The 24,105-nt window shown below is 70.1% G+C and carries 22 protein-coding genes and 1 other RNA gene; 19 read left to right on the forward strand and 4 right to left on the reverse strand.

The window, feature by feature from the left end:
- The first annotated feature begins 297 nt into the window (after positions 1–297).
- Together prfB and ACIO9J_RS35870 are read left to right on the forward strand one after the other, a co-directional pair.
- Positions 298–1,404 carry a peptide chain release factor 2 gene (gene prfB / locus ACIO9J_RS35865; protein ID WP_402008791.1) on the forward strand — a complete coding sequence of 369 codons (1,107 nt, stop codon included), beginning with the start codon at positions 298–300 and terminating at the stop codon, positions 1,402–1,404.
- A 289-nt stretch (positions 1,405–1,693) separates the two neighbouring features.
- Positions 1,694–2,353 carry an LPXTG cell wall anchor domain-containing protein gene (locus ACIO9J_RS35870; RefSeq protein ID WP_402008794.1) on the forward strand — a complete coding sequence of 220 codons (660 nt, stop codon included), beginning with the start codon at positions 1,694–1,696 and terminating at the stop codon, positions 2,351–2,353.
- A 196-nt stretch (positions 2,354–2,549) separates the two neighbouring features.
- Here the strand turns inward: ACIO9J_RS35870 and ACIO9J_RS35875 are convergent, their stop codons facing one another.
- Positions 2,550–2,741 carry a hypothetical protein gene (locus tag ACIO9J_RS35875; protein ID WP_402008797.1) on the reverse strand — a complete coding sequence of 64 codons (192 nt, stop codon included), beginning with the start codon at positions 2,739–2,741 and terminating at the stop codon, positions 2,550–2,552.
- 251 nt (positions 2,742–2,992) lie between these two features.
- On the opposite strand from ACIO9J_RS35875, the gene ftsE reads away from it, so the two are divergent.
- From ftsE to dacB, 6 genes are all read left to right on the forward strand, one after another.
- Complete coding sequence (gene ftsE / locus ACIO9J_RS35880; protein ID WP_266866377.1) at positions 2,993–3,682, forward strand: cell division ATP-binding protein FtsE; 690 nt, start codon at positions 2,993–2,995, stop codon at positions 3,680–3,682.
- A 50-nt stretch (positions 3,683–3,732) separates the two neighbouring features.
- Positions 3,733–4,650 (forward strand): permease-like cell division protein FtsX, encoded by a 918-nt coding sequence (gene ftsX / locus ACIO9J_RS35885; RefSeq protein WP_402008800.1) that lies wholly within the window; start codon positions 3,733–3,735, stop codon positions 4,648–4,650.
- A gap of 78 nt (positions 4,651–4,728) precedes the next feature.
- Entirely contained in the window at positions 4,729–5,925 is a 1,197-nt protein-coding gene (locus ACIO9J_RS35890) for a S41 family peptidase (protein WP_402008803.1), read from the forward strand.
- An 18-nt stretch (positions 5,926–5,943) separates the two neighbouring features.
- Entirely contained in the window at positions 5,944–6,465 is a 522-nt protein-coding gene (gene smpB, locus ACIO9J_RS35895; RefSeq protein ID WP_402008805.1) for an SsrA-binding protein SmpB, read from the forward strand.
- Positions 6,466–6,599: 134 nt separating this feature from the next.
- Positions 6,600–6,969: a transfer-messenger RNA gene (ssrA, locus tag ACIO9J_RS35900) on the forward strand.
- Positions 6,970–7,054: 85 nt separating this feature from the next.
- Positions 7,055–8,653 carry a D-alanyl-D-alanine carboxypeptidase/D-alanyl-D-alanine-endopeptidase gene (gene dacB, locus ACIO9J_RS35905; protein ID WP_402008808.1) on the forward strand — a complete coding sequence of 533 codons (1,599 nt, stop codon included), beginning with the start codon at positions 7,055–7,057 and terminating at the stop codon, positions 8,651–8,653.
- Here dacB and ACIO9J_RS35910 read toward each other — a convergent pair.
- Complete coding sequence (locus ACIO9J_RS35910; protein ID WP_402008811.1) at positions 8,571–9,818, reverse strand: MFS transporter; 1,248 nt, start codon at positions 9,816–9,818, stop codon at positions 8,571–8,573. The genes dacB and ACIO9J_RS35910 overlap by 83 nt on opposite strands.
- A gap of 83 nt (positions 9,819–9,901) precedes the next feature.
- On the opposite strand from ACIO9J_RS35910, the gene ACIO9J_RS35915 reads away from it, so the two are divergent.
- The 5 genes from ACIO9J_RS35915 to ACIO9J_RS35935 all read left to right on the forward strand — a co-directional run bounded on the left by ACIO9J_RS35915 (position 9,902) and on the right by ACIO9J_RS35935 (position 16,628).
- Positions 9,902–10,933, forward strand: coding sequence for a LysR family transcriptional regulator (locus ACIO9J_RS35915; protein WP_402008813.1), 1,032 nt, complete (start codon positions 9,902–9,904; stop codon positions 10,931–10,933).
- A gap of 265 nt (positions 10,934–11,198) precedes the next feature.
- The gene (locus ACIO9J_RS35920) at positions 11,199–11,906 is read left to right on the forward strand and encodes a hypothetical protein (protein ID WP_402008815.1); all 708 of its coding nucleotides are present in this window, start codon (positions 11,199–11,201) and stop codon (positions 11,904–11,906) included.
- Between the two features lie 296 nt (positions 11,907–12,202).
- Positions 12,203–14,338 carry a glycosyltransferase gene (locus ACIO9J_RS35925; protein WP_402008818.1) on the forward strand — a complete coding sequence of 712 codons (2,136 nt, stop codon included), beginning with the start codon at positions 12,203–12,205 and terminating at the stop codon, positions 14,336–14,338.
- The gene (locus ACIO9J_RS35930; RefSeq protein ID WP_402008821.1) at positions 14,335–15,657 is read left to right on the forward strand and encodes an acyltransferase; all 1,323 of its coding nucleotides are present in this window, start codon (positions 14,335–14,337) and stop codon (positions 15,655–15,657) included. The genes ACIO9J_RS35925 and ACIO9J_RS35930 overlap by 4 nt, the downstream gene beginning before the upstream one ends.
- 374 nt (positions 15,658–16,031) lie before the next feature.
- Positions 16,032–16,628, forward strand: a complete 597-nt coding sequence (locus ACIO9J_RS35935) for a hypothetical protein (RefSeq protein ID WP_402008824.1) — start codon at positions 16,032–16,034, stop codon at positions 16,626–16,628.
- A gap of 98 nt (positions 16,629–16,726) precedes the next feature.
- Here the strand turns inward: ACIO9J_RS35935 and ACIO9J_RS35940 are convergent, their stop codons facing one another.
- The gene (locus ACIO9J_RS35940) at positions 16,727–17,371 is read right to left on the reverse strand and encodes an NAD(P)-dependent oxidoreductase (protein ID WP_402008828.1); all 645 of its coding nucleotides are present in this window, start codon (positions 17,369–17,371) and stop codon (positions 16,727–16,729) included.
- Between the two features lie 50 nt (positions 17,372–17,421).
- Entirely contained in the window at positions 17,422–18,411 is a 990-nt protein-coding gene (locus tag ACIO9J_RS35945) for an EamA family transporter (protein ID WP_402008831.1), read from the reverse strand.
- 146 nt (positions 18,412–18,557) lie between these two features.
- On the opposite strand from ACIO9J_RS35945, the gene ACIO9J_RS35950 reads away from it, so the two are divergent.
- The 6 genes from ACIO9J_RS35950 to ACIO9J_RS35975 all read left to right on the forward strand — a co-directional run bounded on the left by ACIO9J_RS35950 (position 18,558) and on the right by ACIO9J_RS35975 (position 24,008).
- Positions 18,558–19,154: a MarR family winged helix-turn-helix transcriptional regulator gene (locus ACIO9J_RS35950; protein WP_402008834.1), complete on the forward strand. Its 597-nt coding sequence runs from the start codon at positions 18,558–18,560 to the stop codon at positions 19,152–19,154.
- 225 nt (positions 19,155–19,379) lie between these two features.
- On the forward strand, positions 19,380–20,045 hold the full coding sequence (locus ACIO9J_RS35955; RefSeq protein ID WP_402008837.1) for a hypothetical protein: 666 nt from the start codon (positions 19,380–19,382) through the stop codon (positions 20,043–20,045).
- Positions 20,033–21,076 carry a hypothetical protein gene (locus ACIO9J_RS35960; RefSeq protein WP_402008840.1) on the forward strand — a complete coding sequence of 348 codons (1,044 nt, stop codon included), beginning with the start codon at positions 20,033–20,035 and terminating at the stop codon, positions 21,074–21,076. Before ACIO9J_RS35955 ends, ACIO9J_RS35960 begins: the two co-directional genes overlap by 13 nt.
- 85 nt (positions 21,077–21,161) lie before the next feature.
- A complete protein-coding gene (locus ACIO9J_RS35965) occupies positions 21,162–22,250 on the forward strand; it encodes a hypothetical protein (RefSeq protein ID WP_402008842.1) in 1,089 nt (362 codons plus the stop codon).
- On the forward strand, positions 22,219–22,518 hold the full coding sequence (locus ACIO9J_RS35970; RefSeq protein ID WP_402008845.1) for a hypothetical protein: 300 nt from the start codon (positions 22,219–22,221) through the stop codon (positions 22,516–22,518). Before ACIO9J_RS35965 ends, ACIO9J_RS35970 begins: the two co-directional genes overlap by 32 nt.
- A gap of 152 nt (positions 22,519–22,670) precedes the next feature.
- Entirely contained in the window at positions 22,671–24,008 is a 1,338-nt protein-coding gene (locus ACIO9J_RS35975; protein ID WP_402008848.1) for a nitrate/nitrite transporter, read from the forward strand.
- Positions 24,009–24,105: the final 97 nt, after the last annotated feature.

Here is a 24,105-nt window from a genome sequence, read left to right on the forward strand (position 1 = left end):
TTTACGTAGCGCGGCACTTGAATTGTGTCTCCCCGGGGGGGGGGGGGGGGGGGGGGGGGGGGGGCGCGCGCCCCGCCCCGGGGGGGGGGGGGGGGGGGGGGGGGGGGGGGCGCCCCCCCCCCCGGCCGGGGAAAAGCATTCGCCGCGCAGCGGCGGCTCCAGACCCGCACCCCACCCACCCGCCCGCCGTGGAACGACCCCCGCCCGCGCCAGGGGGCAGACGCCCAGACCAGCCCCCAGCCCCCGCCCCAGCCCCGCAGGGCCCGCCCCGGTTGCCGCAGCCGTTACGCTGGAGCCGTGGCAGTCGTCGATGTTTCCGAAGAGCTCAAGTCCCTCTCCTCGACCATGGAGTCGATCGAGGCCGTCCTGGACCTCGACAAGATGAGGGCCGATATCGCCGTGCTCGAGGAGCAGGCGGCCGCGCCGTCCCTGTGGGACGACCCGGAAGCGGCACAGAAGATCACCAGCAAGCTGAGTCACCTCCAGGCGGAGGTCCGCAAGGCCGAGGCCCTGCGAGGTCGCATCGACGACCTCGGTGTCCTCTTCGAGATGGCCGAGGAGGAGGACGACCCGGACACCCGTGCCGAGGCCGAATCCGAGCTCACCGCCGTCAAGAAGGCGCTGGACGAAATGGAAGTAAGGACTCTCCTCTCCGGTGAGTACGACGCCCGTGAGGCCGTCGTCACCATCCGCGCGGAGGCCGGTGGCGTCGACGCCTCCGACTTCGCGGAGAAGCTCCAGCGCATGTACCTGCGCTGGGCCGAGCGCCACGGCTACAAGACGGAGCTGTACGAGACGTCGTACGCGGAAGAGGCCGGCATCAAGTCGACCACCTTCGCCGTGAACGTCCCGTACGCCTACGGCACGCTCTCCGTCGAGCAGGGCACCCACCGCCTCGTACGCATCTCCCCGTTCGACAACCAGGGCCGCCGCCAGACGTCCTTCGCCGGTGTCGAGATCCTCCCGGTGGTCGAGCAGACCGACCACGTCGAGATCGACGAGAGCGAACTGCGCGTCGACGTGTACCGCTCGTCGGGCCCCGGCGGCCAGGGCGTCAACACCACGGACTCCGCGGTCCGCCTGACCCACCTGCCGACCGGCATCGTCGTCTCCTGTCAGAACGAGCGCTCGCAGATCCAGAACAAGGCGACCGCGATGAACGTCCTCCAGGCGAAGCTCCTCGAGCGCCGCCGTCAGGAGGAGCAGGCGAAGATGAACGCCCTGAAGGGCGACGGCGGCAACTCCTGGGGCAACCAGATGCGTTCGTACGTCCTGCACCCGTACCAAATGGTGAAGGACCTGCGGACGGAGTTCGAGGTCGGCAACCCCGAATCCGTCTTCAACGGCGAGATCGACGGCTTCCTGGAAGCCGGAATTCGCTGGCGCAAGCAGCAGGAGAAGTAAATACCGCCCCGAGCGGCTTTATCGACAAGGCAACTGCCGCCCCAAGGGCGGCAGTTGCCTTTTGCGTCACAGTCGTATCTCCGTACGACGGTCAACTGCCCCGATATCGGACATCGCGCACGCAACGACCTTGACGCTGCTGTGAAAACTGGAAAGGCTAGCGCGCGGCATGCGTATTCCTGGGGCGCGTGTGAGCGGTGGGGGCCGATCGATCGTCCCCGGTGACCGCGCTGAATCCCGCCCCGGACGCTGCCTCACTGACGATTCAGCTACTGGGGGTAGCAGCCAGATGACCAAGAAGACGCGGATCCGTGTCGCGCGGATAGCCGCCGGTGCGGTGATCGCCGCAGGTGCCTCGCTGACCGCCGCGGGTGCCGCCTCGGCCCTCGACGTCGGTGTCGACCTCGGTGGTGTGGGCGTCGGCGCCCACGCCGACGAGAGCGGCGTCGGTGTCGACGTGGACACCCCGGGTGCGGACGACGACGAGCCCACCGACCCGCCCACGGAGATCCCGACGGAGCCGACGGACCCGCCCACCACGGAGCCGACGGACCCGCCCGAGCCCACCGAGGAGCCGACCGAGCCCACCGAGGACCCGGACCCGACCGAGGACCCGGACCCGACGGACGACCCGACCTCCCCGCCCACCTCCGCCCCGAGTGACCCGAGCGACCCGGGCAACGGGAACGGCGGCGGCAACGGTGGCAACGACACCGACCCCGACGGCGGCTCCGTCCCCGTCGAGCAGGGCAAGGGCAAGGACAGCCTGAACGACACCGGCTCCAAGCCGGTCGAGCAGGGCGGCAACAAGGGTGAGAAGGGCGAGCTGGCCGAGACCGGTGCCGCCGAGACCACCTTCCTGGTGATCGGTGCCGCGACGATGATCGCCGGCGGTATCGGCTTCCGCATCCTGCCGCGCCTGGTCGGCAACCGCGGCGCCGCTGCCTGACGAGGGCGGCACCGCGTGCGGCGTACCTGAGGTGCGCGACGTACGACGAAGGGCCCGGAGCTTTCCGAAGCTCCGGGCCCTTTCGGGTGCCTGGACGGGTCACCCGTGCCGGTGAGACGTATCGGTCTCGTGACTCTCCGTGTACCGCTCTGTGAGTCGTACCGCTCTGTGAGCCGTACCGCCTCGTGTGCCGCCGCTACGCGGTCTGGTGGGCGAGCAGCGCCACCGCCGCGATCAGCACCACGAGGAGCGCTATCAGTGCCGCGGGATTGAGCCCCGCGAAGGGCCCCTCTTGTTGCAGGCGCTCGCGATTTGCCCGGCACACGGGGCAGCGGCCTTCACTCACGGGCGCTGCGCAGTTCGCGCATACCAACCGGTCTAGGGTCATGCGCTTCTCCTCCCGCACAGTCTCAGCCTGCCCAACGCTACGGGGAACTCAATCGTTCCCCCTACCACTGTGCCAGCTTCCGCGGATTTCGGCGCGGCCCGCCCCCTGTCGACGGTTTCCGACTGTTCCGTTCCCTGGTGGTTCCCTGGTACTTCCGAGACAATCCGCGCAACTCTGGACGCCGACTGCGCTCCCGCACCGCCTTCGCGTATGGTCACGCACACCTACCCCCGGCAACCCGTGGTGCATCCGTGATCCGATTCGACAACGTCTCCAAGGCCTACCCGAAGCAGTCCCGCCCCGCGCTCAGGGACGTCTCCCTAGAGATCGAGAAGGGCGAGTTCGTCTTCCTGGTGGGATCCTCCGGCTCCGGAAAGTCCACTTTCCTGCGGCTGATCCTGCGCGAGGAGCGCACCAGTCACGGCCAGGTGCACGTCCTTGGCAAGGACCTCGCGCGCCTGTCCAACTTCAAGGTGCCGCACATGCGCCGCCAGCTGGGCACCGTCTTCCAGGACTTCCGCCTGCTGCCCAACAAGACCGTCGGCGAGAACGTGGCCTTCGCGCAGGAGGTCATCGGCAAGTCCCGCGGCGAGATCCGCAAGTCCGTGCCGCAGGTCCTCGACCTCGTGGGTCTGGGCGGCAAGGAGGACCGGATGCCGGGCGAGCTCTCCGGTGGTGAGCAGCAACGAGTGGCGATCGCGCGCGCGTTCGTCAACCGGCCCAAGCTGCTGATCGCCGACGAGCCGACCGGCAACCTCGACCCGCAGACCTCGGTCGGCATCATGAAACTGCTCGACCGGATCAACCGGACCGGCACCACCGTCGTGATGGCCACCCACGACCAGCAGATCGTGGACCAGATGCGCAAGCGGGTCATCGAGCTGGAGAAGGGCCGCCTCGTCCGCGACCAGTCGCGCGGCGTGTACGGCTACCAGCACTGACGATCCCTCGCCCGTACCGTCTGATCCACCTGATCCACTGAAAGGCCGCCATGCGCGCCCAGTTCGTCCTGTCGGAGATCGGCGTCGGTCTCCGCCGCAATCTCACGATGACCTTCGCGGTCATCGTCTCCGTAGCGCTCTCACTCGCCCTGTTCGGCGGCTCGCTGCTCATGCGTGACCAGGTGAGCACGATGAAGGGCTACTGGTACGACAAGGTCAACGTCTCGATCTTCCTGTGCAACAAGGCCGACGCCGAGCAGGACCCCAAGTGCGCCAAGGGCGCCGTCACGAACGAGCAGAAGGACCAGATCCTCGGCGATCTGAAGAAGATGCCCGTCGTGGACAAGGTCGCGCACGAGTCGGCCGACGAGGCGTACAAGCACTACAAGGAGCAGTTCGGCGACTCCCCGCTGTCCAGCTCGCTGACTCCGGACCAGATGCAGGAGTCGTACCGCATCAAGCTGAAGGACCCGGAGAAGTACCAGGTGGTCGCGACGGCCTTCTCGGGCCGTGACGGCGTGCAGTCCGTGCAGGACCAGAAGGGCTATCTGGACAACCTCTTCGGGCTCCTGAACGGCATGAACTGGGCCGCGGTCGCGGTGATGGCGCTGATGCTGGTGGTCGCGCTGATGCTGATCGTCAACACCGTGCGCGTCTCGGCGTTCAGCCGCAGACGGGAAACCGGCATCATGCGACTGGTCGGCGCGTCCAGCTTCTACATCCAGATGCCGTTCATCATGGAGGCCGCCGTCGCCGGTCTCATCGGCGGCGGCGTCGCCTGCGCGATGCTGCTCGTCGGCCGCTACTTCATGATCGACCACGGGCTCGAACTCTCCGAGAAGATCAACCTGATCAACTTCATCGGCTGGGACGCCGTGCTCGCGAAGCTGCCGCTGGTGCTCGCGATCGGCCTGCTGATGCCCGCGCTCGCCGCGTTCTTCGCGTTGCGCAAGTACCTCAAGGTGTGACAAGAGACCCCCGCACGTAAGGGCGCCGTACGGTTCAACGAGCCGTACGGCGCCCTTCGTTGTCCTAGACTCACCGTCATGTCAGGCCCCGACCGGTTCGTCGACCGGTTCTCCCCGTCCCGCCGCGTCCGCCGCGGGGCGACCCTGACATTGGTCTTCGCGAGCGTCCTCGCCACCGGCGCGGCCACCGGCTCCTGGAGCGACGCGGCCGACGCGGGCCGGAAACCGTCCCCTCCTTCCGTACGGTCGGACGCCGCGGGCCCCCCGAAGGGCGACGCGGGCACGGCGCGGGAGGCCGCCGACGCCGCGGCCGAGGCCATGGCCGACGGCAAGTCCGGCAAGGAGGCCGCGGAGGACGCCGTCAGCCGCAGCGGGGACCGCTGGGGGTCGGTGTACTCGCAGGGCGAGTTCAAGGAGTTCGAGCAGGCCCTGGACGGCGCGTACACGGGCGTCGGGCTGTGGACCAGGCGCGCGGCCGACGGCCGCATCGAGGTCGCCCGGGTGCAGCGGGGCGGCCCCGCCGCGCGGGCCGGTGTCCGCGAGGGCGACCGGCTGCGCTCCGTCGACGGCGAGCGCGTCACGGGCCGCCCCGTCACGGAGGTAGTCGCGCTGCTGCGCGGCGAGCGGGCGGGCACCCCGGTGGTCCTCGGCATGGAGCGCGGCACGCGCGCGTGGAGCAGGACGCTGCACAGGGCCCGGCTCTCCACCGACTCCGTCACGGTCGGCCGGCTCCCCGACGGCGCCGCGGTGATCAAGGTCGACGCGTTCACCAAGGGCTCGGGCGAGGCCGTGCGGTCCGCGATCCGCGACGCCCCCAAGGGCACCGGGCTCCTCCTGGACCTGCGCGGGAACTCAGGGGGTCTGGTCTCCGAGGCGGTCACGGCGGCATCCGCGCTGGTCGACGGGGGTCTCGTGGCGACGTACGACGTACGGGGCGAGCAGAAGGCGCTGCACGCCGAGCGGGGCGGCGACACGTCCAGACCCGTGGTCGTGCTCGTCGACGGCGGCACGATGAGCGCGGCCGAGCTCCTCACGGGCGCCCTTCAGGACCGCGGCCGCGCGGTCGTGGTGGGCTCGAAGACGTTCGGCAAGGGATCGGTCCAGATGCCGAGCCGGCTGCCGGACGGTTCGGTCGCCGAGCTGACCGTCGGCCACTACCGCACCCCTTCGGGCCGGGCCGTCGACGGACGGGGCATCACCCCCGATCTGGAGGTCGAGGACGGGGCCGAGGGGCAGGCCGAGACAGTATTGACTGGCCTCGGACCCCCCTCGTAGTGCGAAAATGACCGCACTATGGCGAAGGAAAAGGTAAAGCGCAAGGCCGCCAAGGCCAACGAGAAGGCCCCGGCACGGAAGATGATCGCGCAGAACAAGAAGGCGCGGCACGACTACCACATCCTGGACACCTACGAGTGCGGCCTGGTGCTGATGGGCACCGAGGTCAAGTCGCTGCGGATGGGCAGGGCCTCCCTGGTGGACGGCTTCGTGCACATCGACGGCCACGAGGCGTGGCTGCACAACATCCACGTCCCGGAGTACGTCCAGGGCACCTGGACCAACCACTCGGCCACGCGGAAGCGCAAGCTCCTGCTGCACAGGGCCGAGATCGACAAGCTGGAGTCGAAGGCCCAGGAGTCGGGTCACACGATCGTGCCCCTCGCCCTGTACTTCAAGGACAGCAGGGTCAAGGTCGAGATCGCTCTGGCCAAGGGCAAGAAGGAGTACGACAAGAGGCAGACGCTGCGCGAGAAGCAGGACACCCGCGAGACGAACCGCGCGATCTCGTCGGTGCGGCGGCGGCAGGGGATCGCGTAGCTCCTGGGGCCCCAGGAATACGCTGGCACGGTCGGCCGTTGGTCACGTACGATGGACAACGTCCCTCAGGCAGGGACACCAAGTCCCTCTCGTAGGGGCGCCGGGTCGAAAGGCCCACCTTGAAAAATCAACATGGGGATGATCGGTTTCGACAGCGGATGTCGAAGCAGGGGAAGCGTGTCGAGGAAGCGGCAATGATCTCGTAAACCATATGTCGCAAAAAATAATCGCCGATACCAAGCGCGATTCCTTCGCCCTCGCTGCCTAAGTAGCGACTTGCGAAGTGTCAGCCCGGGGCTGTTCCCGACCCGGATCCTGGCATCAGCTAGGGAACTAAACTTCTAGACCCGGTCACGGGGCCTAGGAGGAAATCAAACAGTGGCTGGGCCCGTCGGCGACTTGTTCGCGAGATTGCCGGGGCCGAGAAAATCGCAGCGAACTGCACACGGAGAAGCCCTGATTCTGCACCGTTGGACGCGGGTTCGATTCCCGCCATCTCCACAAACCCCATGTGACAACAGAGGCCCGAGGTCGACACGACCTTCGGGCCTCTGTTGCGTCCGCGTCTCTTCCGGGATGCTCCAGGGCCATGAGTAGACCCGTGAGACGCGTCCCCGCCCGCCTGCGCCACTGGATCTGGCCCGCCGTCCTCGGCGTCGCCGCGGCCACCCTCACCTGGAGCTCGCCCGCCGGGGCCGACTCCGACCGCAGCGGGCTGCCCGAAGCCATCGACACCATCCTCGGCGACCCCCGCATGGCCGGCGGCACGGCGAGCGTGGTGGTCGCCGACGCCGCGTCCGGCGACGTCCTCTACCAGCGCGGGCCCGACACGCGCCTGGTGCCCGCCTCCAGCACCAAGATGCTCACCTCGGCCGCCGCCATGGCGCGCCTCGGCCCGGACCACCGGTTCACCACCGACGTCCTGGCCGACGGCGAGCGGCACGGACGGGTCCTGAAGGGCGACCTGTACCTGCGCGGCACGGGCGATCCGACGACGCTCGCCAAGGACTACGGCCAACTCGCCGCGAAGGTCGCCGATTCGGGGATCAGGAAGGTCTCGGGGCGGCTCGTCGCCGACGACACCCGCTTCGACGACCGGCGCATCGGCGACACCTGGGGCGGCGACGACGAGTCGTCGTACTACGCGGCGCAGATCAGCGCCCTCAGCGTCGCCCCGGACACGGACTACGACACGGGGACGGTCATCGTCGAGGTCGCGCCGGGCAAGCGGGCGGGTGACGGGCCACGGGTCTCCGTGACGCCGAGGACCGACTACGTAGACATCGATCTGCGCGCGAAGACCGTCGCGGCGGGCGGCGCCGACGCCCTCACGGTGGAGCGGCGGCACGGCGAGAACACCATCACCGTCAGCGGCACCGTCCCGGTCGGCGCGGACCCCGCCAGGGAGTGGGTCACCGTCTGGGAGCCGACCGGGTACGCGGCGGCCGTCTTCCGGGACGCGCTGGCCGCGCACGGGGTACGGGTGAGCGGGCCGACCAGGACCGGGACCGCGGCCCCCGAGGACGCGCGGCGGCTCGCCGCGCACGACTCCATGACGCTCAAGGACCTCCTGATCCCCTTCATGAAGCTGTCCAACAACATGCACGCGGAGTCCCTGACCAAGGCCATGGGATACAAGGCGACCGGCAGGCCGGGGAGTTGGGGCGACGGGACCACGGCGATCGGCGGCTATCTGAAGGGCATCGGCGTCGACCCGGCCGAGCTGCGCCAGGTCGACGGCTCGGGGCTCTCGCGCAAGAACCTCGCCTCCGCCGGCCAGTACGTGAAGCTGCTGCGCGCGGTGCGCGGCGAGCCGTGGTTCGCCGACTGGTACACGTCCCTCTCGGTGGCCTGCGTCCCCGACAAGTTCGTCGGCGGTTCGCTGCGTTCGCGGATGTGCGGGACGCCCGCGGCGGGCAACGTCCGCGCGAAGGTCGGCTCGCTGACGGGCGCGTCCGCGCTGTCCGGCTACGTCACGGACAAGGACGGCCGTGAACTGGTCTTCAGCATCGTCCTCAACAACTATCTGGCCGCCTCGGTGAAGCCCCTGGAGGACGCGATCGCGGTCACCCTCGCCTCCTCGACGAAGGACAGGGCCGTACCGGTCAGGCCCCGTTCGACACGCGGGGTCGTCGCCGAGCGGGACGGCGCGACGGAGTGCGCGTGGCGCAAGCCCGCGCGCTGCTGACGAGCAGGGCGCAGCAGGCGGCGGCCACCGGCACCGTGTAGCCCGCGGCGGGGCCCAGGTGCTCCGCCGCCCAGCCGCCGCCCGCCGCGCCGCACGCGATGCCCCCGAGGAGCCCGGTCACCGCGAGCGTCATGCCTTCGTTGAGCCGGGCATCGGGGGTGCGCTCCTGGACGAGCGTCATGCCGGTGACCATGGTGGGCGCCGTCGCCATCCCGGCGACGAGCAGCGCTCCGGAGAGGGCGATCAGCGAATCGGTGACCGTCACGGCGAGCAGCGGCAGCGTCATCAGGGCCGCCATCGCCGCGCCGCACCACAGCTGTCTGCGGACCAGCGGGCCGCGCGGTCTCGCCGCACCGTAGACGAGGCCCGCCGCGCAGGAACCCGCGGCCTGGAGGGCGAGGACCGCGCCCGCGGCCGACTTGTGGCCCTGGGCGTCGGCGAAGGCGATCGTGACCACTTCGAGGGAGCCGAAGACGGCGCCGGTGGCGAGGAAGGCGACCAGCAGGGCGGGCATCCCGCGCGCGCGGAGTGGCGACGGGCTCTTCGCGGACGCGTGCGTACGTCCATGGGGCGGGGGTTCCGTCGCGCGCTGGGCGGCGAAGACCAGCACGCCGGTCAGCAGCAGGACCACGCCGATGAGGGTGCCCGCCTGCGGGAAGAGCGCGCCGCAGAGGAAGGCGGCGAGGACCGGGCCGAGCATGAAGCAGAGCTCGTCGGCGGCCTGTTCGAAGGAGTTGGCGGTGTGCACGGCAGGCGCGTCGCCCTGGAGCAGATGCGCCCAGCGGGCCCGTGACATGCCGCCCGTGTTGGGGGTGGTGGCCGTCGCCGCGTACGAGGCGAAGAGGGTCCAGTCGGGCGCTCCGTAGCGCACGCAGAGCAGCAGGGAGAGCGAGCCGAGCGCGGCGAAGGCGGTGGCGGGGACGGCGACGCGCGCCTGGCCGTGCCGGTCCACGAGCCGCGCGGTCCACGGCGCGACGACGGCGGTCGCCGCGAGGCCGGTGGCGGTGACGGCGCCGGCCAGCGCGTAGGAGCCGCGGGCCCCGGAGATCATGATCACGGCGCTGACGCTGAACATGCCCATGGGCAGGCGGGCGATGAGGTTGCCGACGGTGAAGGCGGTGGCGCCGGGTATCGCGAAGAGGCGGGCGTAGGGGTTGTGGGGCATGCGGCCACCCTCGCCGGGGTCGGTCGGCGGGGTCCAACACCTGCCAAGTGCCCATTCACGCACTCACGTTGTAGGTTCCTGCGATGACCTCCGATCCGACAGATCCGGCAGGGCCCGCGGACTGGCCGGGCTCCTCCCTCGTGCGCCGTGATGTGGACCCGCGGCTGCTGCGCGGCTTCGTCGCGGTCGCCCAGGAGCTGCACTTCACGCGGGCGGCGGGGCGGCTGTACGTCGCGCAGCAGGCCCTGAGCCGTGATGTCCGGCGCTTGGAGCGGGAGTTGGGCGCCGAGCTCTTCGTGCGTACGACCCGGCAGGTCACGCTGACCGCCGACGGCGAGCGGCTGCTGCCGTACGCGCTGCGGGTGCTCGCCGCGCAGGACGAGCTGGTCACGGCCTTCGGGGCGTTCGCGGGCGGGGCGCGGCCGCTGCTCGTCGATCTGAACAGCCCGGGGCTGAGCTTCGGGCGGGTCCTCGACCGGGCCCGCGAACTCGCCCCCGACTGCGAGCTGATGGCCCGCTTCGAGAGCGGCCTGACCGGCGCCGCCGTCGAGATGGCGGCGGGGCGCATCGACGCCTCCTTCGGACGGTTCGCGGGGCTCGATCCCGCGCTGCGGGCCCGCCTCGCCCAGCAGCCGGTGCGGTACGAGCCGATGGCCGTGCTCCTCCCCGAGGGGCATCCGCTGACGGGCCTTGACGCGGTGCCGCTGGCCGCGCTCGCGGGCGAGACCGTGTACGCGGGGGCGGGCAATCCGCGCACCCCGGAGTGGACCGACCTCGCGCGGTCGCTCTTCGAGGGGCGCGGCATCGAGATCGCGCCACCCGCGCCGCTGGCTGTCGGCACCGAGGAGTTCGGGCGGCTGATGGCGAAGAAGCGGATTCCGGTCCTCGCCGTGGTGGGCTTTCCGGCCATGCCCGGCACGGAGCTGCGGCCGCTGGTCGACCCCGTACCGCTCTCGCCCGTGTCACTGGTGTGGCGAAAGGGCCTGGTTCATCCGGGTGTTACCGCTTTGCGGGCCGCGGCCGCGGAACTCTCGGCGGCGGAAGGATGGCTGGAGAAACCGGCGGACGGATGGGTTCCTGCCACAGATGCACTCATCATGATGAGTCAGATCTGACGGAGAACAACACCTGTCACCGCCGTGCGCTACATTCGTGGTCCGGGTGCGGTGTGATAGGGGGAGCGCTCGGGTCGGGTGGGGGCCCGGTCCGGACGGCGGGTATCCGGAGTCGTATGCGCGCCCAGGTCCGTTATGTGGGGGGTTGTGCGCACGCATGCAAACTTGGCGAGAAGATGACCTATCAGGTCACACTCACGATCCGAACGAAGTCACTGTCCAGATCGACGGCTTGGGCCGCCAACTGGACGGTATGGGGCGGCAGTTGGCGGAACCTCCCGTCGAGCCCGGTCAGGAGGCGGCCGCCGAGGGGCCCGTCTTCGTCGACGAGACGGGCCGCCGCAGCCGTAGGTACCGCAGGCTCGGTGTGGTGGTCGGCATCGCCTGCGCGGTCTATGCCGTGATCATCGTGGGCACCCTGCTCTCGGGGAACTCCAGCGCGCCCTGGCTGCCCGTGAAGGGCCCCGACGGCGACCGCCCCGCGAGCAAGGTGGACACGCCCGACCGGCCCGCGGACGCCATAGCCCCGACCGCGGGCTCAGCGGCGACGCCGTCGGCGGGCGCCTCGGACGGCGCCGAAGGCACGACGGACCCCGCTGCCACGGGCGGGCCCGCCCCCGAGAGCAGCGGCGACACCGGCGGCAAGCCCGGCGCGTCGGCCGACCCCGACCCCACGGACGGCGGCGGCAGGCCCGACCCCGGGCCCGACCCGACGGGCGGCCCAGGACCCGACCCGGACCCGACCGGCGGCCCCGGTCCAGGACCCGACCCGGACCCGGACCCCACGGCCCCGACCACCTCGCCGACCGACCCCTCCACCGAGGCCCCGGAAACGGGTGGGAACGGTGGCGGTGCGGGTGGCGGTGGCGGTGGCGCGGGTGGCGGCGGTAGCGATGTCCCCGTCGGCTACACCCCGGCGGCCCCGCACGGTCCCGCCGGCGACCAGTCGTCCCCGGAGGACGCACGGCGATGAACTCCCGCACCAACAGGGGCCGGTCCGACCGCCCCCGGCACAGTCACGCCCCGATCGGGCACGGTTCTACGCCGAACGGTCCTGTCCCGGGCGGTCCCGTCTTCGGGGGGCATGCCCCGGATGGTCCCGTCCCGAACGCTCACGCTCCGGGTGGTTCCGTTCCGAACGCTCCCGTTCCGAACGCTCACGCCCCGCGTACCCACGCCCCCGCAGGACCCGCAGGTCAGGGCCGTCGCGGCAAGGGCGGCCGTCGCCGCGCCAAGGCGCCTGGCTCCCTCAGGCGCCGTCGGCTGCCCATGCGGTACCTGCTGCCCTCGCTGCTGCTCGTCGCGCTGCTCGCGATGCTGATGCTGCGCGGGTACGTGCACAGCGAGATCCTCGCCGACCACCGCGTCCGGCCGCCCGCGCCCACCGGCCACGTACCGGAGAAGATCCTGGAGGGCGGCCCCGTCATCGACACCCGGGGCGGCCGCGAGTCCACGCTGAGCGTGCCCGACCACCGGCTCGTGCTCACCTTCGACGACGGCCCGGACCCGGAGTGGACCCCCAAGGTCCTCGACGTCCTCAAGGAACACCACGCGCACGGCGTCTTCTTCGTCACCGGCACCATGGCCTCGCGCTACCCCGACCTGGTCCGACGCATGGTCGACGAGGGCCACGAGGTCGGCCTGCACACCTTCAACCATCCCGACCTCTCCTACCAGTCCACGAGCCGCATCGACTGGGAGCTCTCCCAGAACCAGCTCGCCCTCGCCGGGGCCGCGGGCATCCGCACCTCGCTCTTCAGGCCGCCGTACTCCTCGTTCGCCGACGCGATGGACGACAAGTCGTACCCGGTCACGAAGTACATCGGCAGCCGCGGCTACCTCACCGTCGTCAACAACACCGACAGCGAGGACTGGAAGCGCCCCGGCGTCGACGAGATCATCCGCAGGGCGACGCCGCACGGCGGCAGGGGCGCCATCGTCCTCATGCACGACTCCGGCGGCGACCGCTCGCAGACCGTCGCAGCCCTTGACCGCTTCCTGCCCCAACTGCAGAAGCAGGGCTACGAGTTCGGCAATCTGACCGAGGCACTCGGCGCGCCCAGCGCGCACACCGAGGTCACCGGCGTCGAGCTGTGGAAGGGCAAGGCCTGGGTCTTCCTGGTCGGCGCATCCGACCGGATCACCGACGGGCTCGTCGTGGTGCTCGCCGTCATCGGCGTCCTGGTGTTCACCCGCTTCGGCCTGATGCTGCTGCTCTCCGCGGTGCACGCCCGCCGGGTGCGCGGGCGAGGCTTCAGCTGGGGCCCCGGGATCGCCGAACCGGTCTCGGTCCTTGTCCCCGCGTACAACGAGGCCAAGTGCATCGAGGCGACGGTCCGTTCCCTGATGGCGAGCGACCATCCCATCGAGGTGATCGTCATCGACGACGGCTCGTCGGACGGCACGGCACGCATCGTCGAAGGGCTGCGCCTGCCGAACGTACGCGTGGTCCGCCAGCACAACGCGGGCAAGCCCGCCGCCCTCAACAGGGGCCTGGCGAACGCCCATTGCGACATCGTCGTGATGATGGACGGCGACACCGTCTTCGAGCGGTCGACCGTACGCGAACTGGTGCAGCCCTTCGGCGACCCGCGCGTGGGCGCCGTCGCGGGCAACGCGAAGGTGGGCAACCGCGACTCGCTCATCGGCGCCTGGCAGCACATCGAGTACGTGATGGGCTTCAACCTCGACCGCCGGATGTACGACATGCTGCGCTGCATGCCGACCATCCCGGGCGCCGTCGGCGCGTTCCGGCGTTCGGCCCTGGAGCGGGTCGGCGGCATGAGCGACGACACGCTCGCCGAGGACACCGACATCACGATGGCCCTGCACCGCGACGGCTGGCGGGTCGTGTACGCGGAGAACGCCCGCGCCTGGACCGAGGCCCCGGAGTCGGTCCAGCAGCTGTGGTCCCAGCGCTACCGCTGGTCGTACGGCACGATGCAGGCGATCTGGAAGCACCGCCGCGCGGTCGTCGAGCGCGGCCCCTCCGGCCGCTTCGGCCGGGTCGGCCTCCCGCTCGTCGCCCTCTTCATGGTGCTCGCCCCTCTCCTCGCCCCGCTCATCGACGTGTTCCTGCTCTACGGCCTGGTCTTCGGCCCCACCCAGAAGACCGTCGCCGCGTGGCTCGGTGTCCTCGCGGTGCAGGCGGTCTGCGCCGCCTACGCCTTCCGGCTCGACCGCGAACGCATGACCCATCTGATCTCGCTGCCCCTCCAGCAGATCCTCTACCGGCAGCTGATGTACGTCGTGCTGCTGCAGTCCTGGATCACCGCGCTCACCGGAGGCCGCCTGCGCTGGCAGAAGCTCCGGCGCACGGGGGTCCTCGGAGCACCAGGCTCGCCGACGCCCGGATCCATCCCGAGGCAGCGGACGGGCGGCAATGAACGGAGCAGCGTCGTATGAGCCACAGCTATCTGCCCGAGGGGGCGCGGCAGGCGTCGCCTTGGGCGGCGCAGGGATTTCAGGGATCTCCCCTACCCGGACCGCCGGCCCCGGCGGGCACCGCCGCTTCCGCGGTCCCTCCCGGCCCCGCGGCTCCTCCCGGCCCCGCGGCTCCTCCCGGCCCCGCGAACCCGCCCGCCAAGCCGTCCGGCGGCCGTGACCGCTACCTGGACCTGCTGCGCTCGCTCGCGCTCGTCCGCGTGGTCGTCTACCACCTGTTCGGCTGGGCCTGGCTGACGATCGCCTTCCCCTCCATGGGCGTGATGTTCGCGCTCGCGGGCTCGCTGATGGCGCGTTCGCTCAAGCGCCCGGCGTGGGGCGTGATCAGGGGCCGAGTCCGCCGACTCCTGCCTCCCATGTGGGTGTTCAGCGCGGTGGTCCTCTTCCTGCTCTTCGCGGGCGGCTGGAACGTGCGCGAGGACCCCGACCACGGGGGCACCTGGGGCCTGGTGAGCGTGCTCAACTACGTGTTCCCGGTGGGCGCGCCGCCCTTCCCCTGGCACCTGGGCGACAAGGCCGGCCTCCTGGAGGACACCTGGCCGGCGCAGGCGGCGGGCCCGCTCTGGTACATCCGCGCGTACCTGTGGTTCGTGATCGCGTCCCCCCTTCTCCTCTGGGCGTTCCGCAGGCTCCCGTGGGCGACGCTGCTCGCCCCGCTCGCACTGACCGCGGTCGTCGGCACGGGCGTCGTCACGATCCCGGGCGAACTGGGCAACGCGGTGGGCGACTTCGCGATGTACGGCAGCTGCTGGGTCCTCGGCTTCGCCCACCAGGACGGCCTGCTCGCCCGTGTCCCGCGCTACCTCGCGGTGTCGGCCTCGGCCCTGGTCATGGCCTTCGGCCTGTGGTGGGCGTCGGGCCATCTGGGCCCGGACGGCTGGGACTTGAACGACATCCCGCTCGCCCAGGCGACCTGGTCGTTCGGCTTCGTGGTGATCCTGCTCCAGTACTCCCCGTCGTGGCAGGAGCTGCCGGGCAGACTGGCGAAGTGGGACAAGCTGGTGACCCTCTCCAACAACAGGGCAGTCACCATCTACCTCTGGCACAACCTCCTCATCATGGCGACGGTCCCGATCATCGACATGGCGTACGACCTCCCCTTCATGGAGGACGAACGCTGGAGCTCGGCGCTCGACACGACGTACATGCTGTGGATGACGCTGCTCGTCTGGCCGTTGATAGGCCTGATGGTGCTGGCGGTGGGCTGGGTGGAGGACCTGGCGGCGAAGCGGCGTCCGAGGCTGTGGCCGAACGGGGCGAAGGGGCGGCGTGCGCGGTGAGCGTGGTGAGTGTGTTCAGCGCGTCGGGGGGGTCGCCTGTGGTGACCGTACAGACGCGTTGTGCAACCGTTATGAGGGGTGGAGAGGGCGTGAGGAGGGTCGACATGTCCTTGTTTGCCGGGCAGTTTCGGGCGGGGCGTCGGGGGTACGGGTGTCGCTGCCGGACGGTGAATTCGCCGAAGCGAACCAATGAACTCCGCTCTGTGCCTGGTATGCGCGTATGCCCTTAACTGCCGCTAACGCGCAATGGCTTGACGCCCGTAACGGCCTCGACGCGATACGTGGCCCGCTCCTAGGGTGATGATCTCAACCGGCCGCACGCGTGGAACACCGCACGTCATGCGGCGGGGCCCCACACCTGCCGGGAGAACGTTTTGCTCCGCAAGAAGACCGCGCTGCGCTTCGCCGCGCCCGCCGCCGTACTCGCCCTCGCGCTGACCGCCTGCGGCGGCGGTGACGACGACAAGTCGGACGACAAGAAGGCCGACGCCCCCAAGTCGCAGACCAAGCCGAAGGAGGCGCCCGCCCTCGCGGCCGGCGACAGCACCACCGGCAAGGTGAAGGAGGGCGACGCCACCGTCACGTACGACGTCGCCGCGCAGAAGATCGACGTCGGCACGGAGGCCGAGACCAAGAAGCTGGTCCAGGACCCGAGCAAGGCCAAGGGCATGGTCCCCGCGGTCGCGCACCTGAAGTTCACGCACAAGGCGGGCGCCCCCCTCAAGGACACGCCGGACGCCGCCGACACCACGGAGATCTACGCGGACGGCGCCCGCGGCGGCCTCCTGATCGGCGCCGCGGAGGACGCGGCCGGCTGCGACGACAAGCTGGACCTCGAAGGCTGGAAGAAGGGCGAGAGCCACGTGCTCTGCGAGACGTACCTGATCCCGGCGGGCTCGAAGTCCCTCGAGGTCCACTGGGCCGAGAAGGAGGACGGGGACCCGGTGATCTGGAAGTTCGCGGCGAAGTAGCCCGACTTCACGGGCCCGCGGTCTGACACGGCGGCGTCGTGCGGCGGTCACGCCTCTGCCCTTCGGGGTGGGGCGTGACCGCTTTCTTGGTTCTGGGCTCAGTACCCCACCGTGAACCGCCCCCGGTGGTGCTCCGGTCGCTCCGCCTCGTTCAGGAGGGCGATGGCCAGGTCCTCCATGGAGATGGCCGAGTTGCCCGCCGCGTCCACCAGGAGTTCGTCCTTGGAGAGGCGGAACTCGGCGGTGCGGGGGCCCGGTTCGAAGAGGGCCGAGGGGCTCAGGTAGGTCCAGGCGACGTCCGTCTCCGTCGTGCGGACCACGTCGTACTGCGCGTTGGAGGCCTCGGCTATGTGCCGCCAGGCCGCGGGGACGTACCTCGGGTCGTCGATCGCCAGGCGGCCCTCCGTGCCGGGGACCGTCAGGCTGCCCGCGCCGCCGATGATCAGAAGGCGGACGCCGGTGCCCGCGAGGCCCGTCAGGAGTGACCTGGTGATGGCGGGGTGCTCGGCCTCGCGGCCCGGCGCCGGTCTCGTGGCGTTCACCACGAGGTCCTGGCCCGTACTCAACTGCCGTACGTCGTCCGGGACTCCGGCGTCGCCCGTGCGGTGCGTGGCGTCGGGGTGGAGTTCGGTGAAGCGGGCGGCGTCGCGTACGACGGCGGTGACCTCGTGGCCGCGGGACAGGGCCTCGGCGACGACGCGGCGGCCCGAGTTTCCGGCTGCTCCGAAGACGGTGATGCGCATGGGGACTCCTTGTGAGGGAGGGAGGGAGGTTGGGTGAGGGAGGGAGGGGGTCAGGCCGTGCGGCGGGGTGTGCGGCCGGCTGTGCGGCGCTGTTGGCCGAGCAGCACGCTCGCCAGGACCAGGACCAGTCCCGCCAGCTGCCACACGGTCAGGGTCTGGCCCAGGAACAGCAGGCCCGCGAGGGTGGCGACGACCGGGTTGGTCAGGCCGAGGAAGGAGACGGAGGAGGCGGGGAGGCGCTCGATGCCGCGGAACCAGAGGGCGTACGCGATGGCCGTGCCGATGATGCCGAGGTAGGCGTATCCGGCGATGTTGGCGCCGGTGAAGTGGTCGGGCAGGCCCTCGGCGGTCAGGGCGATCGGGGCCAGGACCAGGCCGCCGACGGTGAGTTGCCAGCCGGTCAGCGTCAGCAGGGAGACGCCTTCGGGGCGGCCCCAGCGCTTGCTCAGTACGACGGCGAGTGCCATGAGGGTGGTCGCCGTGAGCATCGCCGCGATGCCCGCGAGGTCGACGGCGGCGCTGCCGCGCAGGACGAGCAGGGCGACGCCCGCGACGCCGACGAGTCCCGCGATCAACGTACGGCGGGTGGGCCGCACCTTCAGTACGCCGATGCCGAAGCCCGCCACGAGCAGCGGCATGACCGCGCTGATCGTGGACGCGACGCCGCCGGGGAGCCGGTACGCGCCGAAGAAGAGGAGCGGGAAGAACGCCCCGAAGTTGAGCACTCCCAGTACGGCCGCCTTCCACCACCAGTCGCCGCGCGGCAGGCGCCGGGTGAGGGCGAGCAGGATCAGACCGGCGGGCAGCGCGCGCAGGGCGGCGGCGAGGAGGGGGCGGTCCGGGGGCAGCAGTTCGGTGGTCGTGACGTAGGTGGTGCCCCAGGTGGCGGGGCCGATGGCGGCGAGGGCGGCGATGCCTGCGGCGGCTTTGGCGGTGGTGCGATTCGTGCTGTTGCCCGTGCCCGTGCCTGCGCTCTTGCCCTTGCTGCTGCCGGTCGTGGTGGTGCTGTCGGTGGTGGCGGTGCCGCTGGTCACGGACATGACGCTTCCCCTCGCTGTTCCCCTGAACGCTGTTATTCTCAACGTTGAGATAAATATGGACCTCGGATCTGCGAACGTCAAGTATCTGAACGTTGAGAGATCGGGCTCTACTGGCTCTACTGGCTCTATTAGGGAGAGGTGCGGGAATGGCTGAGCGGAAGGCGAAGGGGCGGGCGGCCGGCGCGGGCGCCGATGTCGACGTCGACGTCGCGGGGGTCGCGGGCGGCGGCGTCGGCTCGGACGCCATAGACGAACTGCGCGGTCAGTGGCGCCGCGAGCGCCCGGACCTGGAGCTCGCCCACCTGGACGCGATGGCGCTGGTCGGCCGCATCAAGCGGGCGGACCACCTGCTGAGCAAGGGCATGAAGACGGTCTTCGTCGAATACGGCCTGGAGTTCGCGGAGTTCGACGTCCTCGCCACGCTGCGCCGCGTCGGCGCCCCGCACGAGCTGACCGCGGGCGGCCTGATCAAGACCGCGATGGTGACCTCCGGCGCCATCACCAACCGCCTGGACAAGCTGGAACGCAAGGGCCTGATCGAACGCCACCCCGACCCCACCGACCGCCGCGCCATCCGCGTCCGCCTCACCGACGCGGGCCTGGACCTGGTCGACCGCGCGGTGGTCGACCACGTGGCGAACGAGGAACGCATGCTAGCTGCCCTCACTCCGTCCGAGCGGGCGGCGCTCGACGGGGCGTTGCGGCGGCTGTTGGTTTCGTTGGGGGATACCCATTTGGGGTGACGGGCGTTGCTTTCGCAGGCGTTGGAGGGTGGGAGTGAAGATGTCTCCCGTGGCATTGAGTGATCAAACCGCTGCGCCTGGCGATCAGTTTGCGCCAACAGTGAGATTCGGCGGCCGCTATGTGCACGTATGCCCTGTGCGGGATCGCACTCGACATGACCTCGGCTTTGCCTGATGGATAGCTTGGTTCACTCAAGAGAACCCTCGCCTCACCAGGAGCCGACTGTGAACCGCCGACCCGCCCTGCTCGCAGCGGCCACCTTGACCGTTGCCGCGGCCCTCGCGCTCTCTGCCTGCGGAGGAGGTGAGGGTGATTCGAAGGGCAACGACAAGATTGCCGGAGCCGATTCGGGCGACGAGGCGAAGGAGTCTCAGGCCCCCTCGGCGACGGCACCCTCGGACAGTGTCGACCGGCCGAAGATCGTGGTGCCGAAAGACGTCAAGTTGGTCTTCACCCCCGAGGCTGCGGGGGACGAGAAGACGGACGCCGTGCTCCGGGACAACGCGGAGTACTGGCGGGCCATCATCGACTCGATCGAGAAGCAGGACCCGAAGTCGGAGCCCGTCAGGTTCTACAGCAAGGGCGCGGGTCTGCTCGGGACGATCGAGTGGTCCGGCAACTTCATCAAGTCCGATATGACGCTGGCCGGCACGGTCCGCTTCACCGACCGCAAGGTCACGTTTAGCAAGGACGGTTCGGCGGGTCTCACCTACTGCTCGGACGAGTCCAAGGGGTACACGAAGGACCGCAAGACGCACAAGAAGAACGTCACCCCGGCCTCCAAGGACTCCTACATCCTCTACAACGATCGTCTGCGCAAGAACGCGGACGGCGTGTGGCAGCTGACCAACAGCACGTCGGAGATGGGGAGCGCGCAGTGCCAGCCCTGAGCCGACGGAACGTGGCGTTCGCCGCGCTCGCTGCCATGGTCGTCGTCACCCAGGCAGTCCCGCAGGCATGGGCCGGCTGGACGGACCAGACCGACGGCAAGCAGTCGAAGGGCGGCAAGAGCGGCCGTACCATCACCGTCGAGACCAAGGTCCAGACCTCGACCAACGGCAACGCGAACTCGGCGAGGACGGGCAACCTCTCCTCGGCTGACAGCAATTGGAACCCGCCTGCGTGTTGGTACGAGCCCGCGTTCTCACCCAAGGAGATCGAGGAGACCGTCAAGGCATGGCGGGGCTTCGGCGGTGGTGTCCCGCTCTTCGACGGAGTCGGGGAGTTCGTCGGCGACTTCCTCGACAGCCGCTACAAAGAGGGCAAGCCGTACAAGGACTACAACCTGGACAAGCAGGGGAAGGGGATGTTCTGGGCGGCAGCGGTCAATCCGAACCGCAAGGACGACCCCGAGGCCAGCGCCTGCGACAAGCAGCCCTTCTGGGTGGACGAGGGTGAGACGCCCGATGAGCCCCTCGCCGTAAGCCCGAAGATCCTCGCCGAGTACGCCTACGACGAACTCCCCGTCCCCGGCACCGAGATCGACATGGCGCCGGAGGGGACGACGAAGGTCAACTTCCCCACCTGGGTCTGGTTGAACAAGGCGAAGTTCAAGGAGGTGTCGGTCACCGCGAGCATCCCGGGCTCGGGCCTCTCCGCGACCACCACCGCCAAGCCCGTGGCTCTCACGCTCGCTCCGGGCACGGACGATGCCGAGACGTACCCGGCCTCGGGGGAGTGCCCCATCGAGAACGGGAAGATCGGCACGCCGCGCCCCAAGGGCACGCCCGTGGACACGGCGCCGCCGTGTGGCGTGAGGTATCTGCGGTCGTCGGGCGACGGCTCGTACAACCTCCAGGCCACCGTCACCTGGGAGATCACCTGGACCAGCACCACCGGTGAGGGCGGGGATCTGCCCAACGGTGAGTTCGGTGAGGAGCAGCAGGTGACGGTTGAGGAGGTTCAGTCCATCAACCGGTGAGCGGAGGGCCGGGCGTTGCCGCCGGAGGGGGGGCAGGGGCCTCCTTGTCATCGGAACCTGTCTGAACCCGCATCAGGTGAGGGAGTTGGCCGCTCTGGTGGCCGTCATCGCGGGGAAATCGGAACGGACATTCGGAACGGGCATGACGAATACCGCCAACTCCAGCCCGCCCCCTCAGGGTTCGTTCTTTCACGCCGCGCCGCTTCCCGACGCGCCCGGTCCGGCCGGCGGCTGGCCGGATCGTGGGGCCCTGCTGCAGGCACAGTCGACGGCGTTCAAGACTCTGGTCCGTGAGGACCTCTCGCGCGGGCGCGGTCTTGTCTTCTTCGCGTGCTCGGTGCTGGTGACCCTGGTTGCCTTGTCGGCCCCGGTCCTTGTGGTCGGCTCTGTCACCGGTGAGGACAGCGATAGCACCGACGTGGCCGTGACGGTCGCCGGAGCCCTTGTTCTGTTTGTGGTCGTCGCGCTCTCGGCGCTGGTGGTCCTGCGTTCTCTGCGCGGACGAGGGCAGAGACGAGCCCGTCTGTTGCGCCAGTGGGCCGCGGCCGATCGCGGCTGTGAATCGGAATTTCCCTCGGGCTACGGCTCGCAGGGCGTCCCGCACTCTCGGCTCATCAATGCCGCGGTGATCCTCGTAGTGGCGTTCCTCTTGGCCGCGCTGGTGCTGGCGGACGTGTCCGATCCGGACGTCTTGGTGATGCTCCCGGGCCTGGTGGCAGCAGGCTGCTTCGCGTGGGCGACGGTGAGGAAGTACGCGGACCGATACAGCTGGGCTTCACGGGAGAACGTGATCCGAGGGCGAGAGCGCAGGCGGCTCCAGAATCGAGAGCGGCTGCACACGGCCGTGGAAGCCCAAGGGGCGGGCATCCGTCCCGCGTTGCTGTACATCGCTCTGTTCGCCCCCGTCGTCATCGTCGCGGTGGTTTTCGCGATCGCCCGTCCGAAGAACGTGCTCGGCCTTCTGGTGGTGGGGCTGATCGCTCTGGCCGTGCTGCTGATCGGCTTTCCGAAGGTCGCACTCGGACGGAACCGGGAGCGGGCTCGACCTCGCCGAAGCCACGAGCGTTCTGATGACTTCGTTCGCCCAGGACACGGCTGCCTACCCCATCCGCTACGGCCTCGGTGGTCCCGTCGAGCAGGGTGTGGCCGACGGGCCGGCCGCCTGGGACCGTGAATCGCCGCGTGCGGGCGTACTGGCGATCGGCACGGGTGTACTTCACCTTCGTGGCGTCGACGGTGGCTCGCTCGACATTCCCTTCGCGGATCTCGTGGGCGTGGTGTGCATCGCCAGCTCAGCAGCCTGGCTGGACCCGACCCTGGACCTGCTCCTGCGCTCCGGTGACGCCATCGAGCTGCGAACGGCCCACACCGCACCGATCGCCGAGGCGCTCTCGGGCGAAGGCGTACAGACCGTCCCGGCACAGCGAACGGGCGCGAGCTGAGCGCGACATCTGAGCACCCTCCTCACCACCCCCCACCCCCCACCGTGAGCCCAACGTTCCCCGAAGGTCACCGACCGGCACAGGGCTGAAATCCGGGGTCCCTACCTTCGCCACATCAGCCGTTGGGCGTGGACGGACCGTGGAGGCATGTGATGTGGATCGAGCGGTGGGAGCCCGAGGACGAGCGGTTCTGGGAGGGGGGTGGGGAGCGGGTGGCGCGGCGGAATCTGGCGTTTTCCGTGGTGTCCGAGCACATCGGGTTCTCCGTGTGGAGCCTGTGGTCCGTCATGGTGCTGTTCATGGGGCCCGAGTACGGGGTCGACGCCGCGGGGAAGTTCTTCCTGGTGTCGATGGCGACGCTCGTGGGGGCCGTCGTCCGGGTGCCCTACACCTTCGCCGTCGCCCGGTTCGGCGGGCGGAACTGGACGGTCTTCGCCGCGTCACTCCTGCTGCTGCCGACCGTCGCCGCCTTCGTCGTCATGGAGCCGGGGACCTCGTACGCCACCTTCATGGTGTGTGCGCTGCTCACCGGCGTCGGCGGGGGCAACTTCGCGTCCAGCATGACCAACATCAACTCCTTCTTCCCGTTGCGGGAGAAGGGGTGGGCGCTCGGGCTCAACGCGGGGGGCGGGAACCTCGGGGTGCCGGTCGTGCAGCTGGTGGGGCTCGCCGCCATCGGTGCCGGTGGCGGGCCCCGGCTCGTGCTGGGGATCTACATTCCGCTCGTCGTCGTCTCCGCCGTGTGCGCCTTCCGGTACATGGACAGCATCAGTTCCGTACGGAACGACACCGGCGCCGCCAAGGCCGCCGCCCGCGACGCGCACACCTGGATCATGGCGCTGCTGTACGTGGGGACCTTCGGTTCCTTCATCGGGTACGGCTTCGCCTTCGGGCTCGTGCTCCAGACGCAGTTCGGGCGTACGCCGCTGGAGGCCGCGCAGGTCACCTTCATCGGGCCGCTGCTCGGCTCGCTGATCAGGCCGGTGGGCGGGCGGCTCGCCGACCGGTTCGGCGGGGCGCGCATCACGCTGGGGAACTTCGTGGCGATGGCGGCCGCCACCGGCGTGGTCGTCGTCGCCTCCGTACGGGAGTCGCTGCCCCTGTTCGTCGGCGCGTTCGTCGCCCTGTTCGTGCTCACCGGGCTCGGCAACGGCTCGACGTACAAGATGATCCCGGGGATCTTCCAGGCCCAGGCCGAGGGGCGGGGCCTCGCGGGTGAGGCGGCCGCGGCGTACGGGCGGCGGCTGTCCGGGGCCGCGATGGGGCTCATCGGGGCGGTCGGCGCGCTCGGCGGCCTCGGCATCAACCTCGCGCTGCGGCAGTCCTTCCGTACGGTGGGGTCGGGGACCGGAGCCTTCGTCGCGTTCCTCGGCTTCTACGCGCTGTGCTCGCTCGTGACCTGGTCCGTATACCTTCGACGGGGTGCGGGCAGGAGCGGTGACGAGCCGGACAGGGAGACGAAAGCGCAGCTCAGGTACGCCGAGGTGTGACGTAACACGGTGGACATCACGGTGGTCCCGGCCCGTCACGCACCGTTGGCAGGCTCGGTCGTCCGCTGGGCCACGAACTACAGGCGGGACGAGAGCA

It is taken from the genome of Streptomyces sp. NPDC087300 (assembly GCF_044744425.1).
GTDB lineage: Bacteria > Actinomycetota > Actinomycetes > Streptomycetales > Streptomycetaceae > Streptomyces.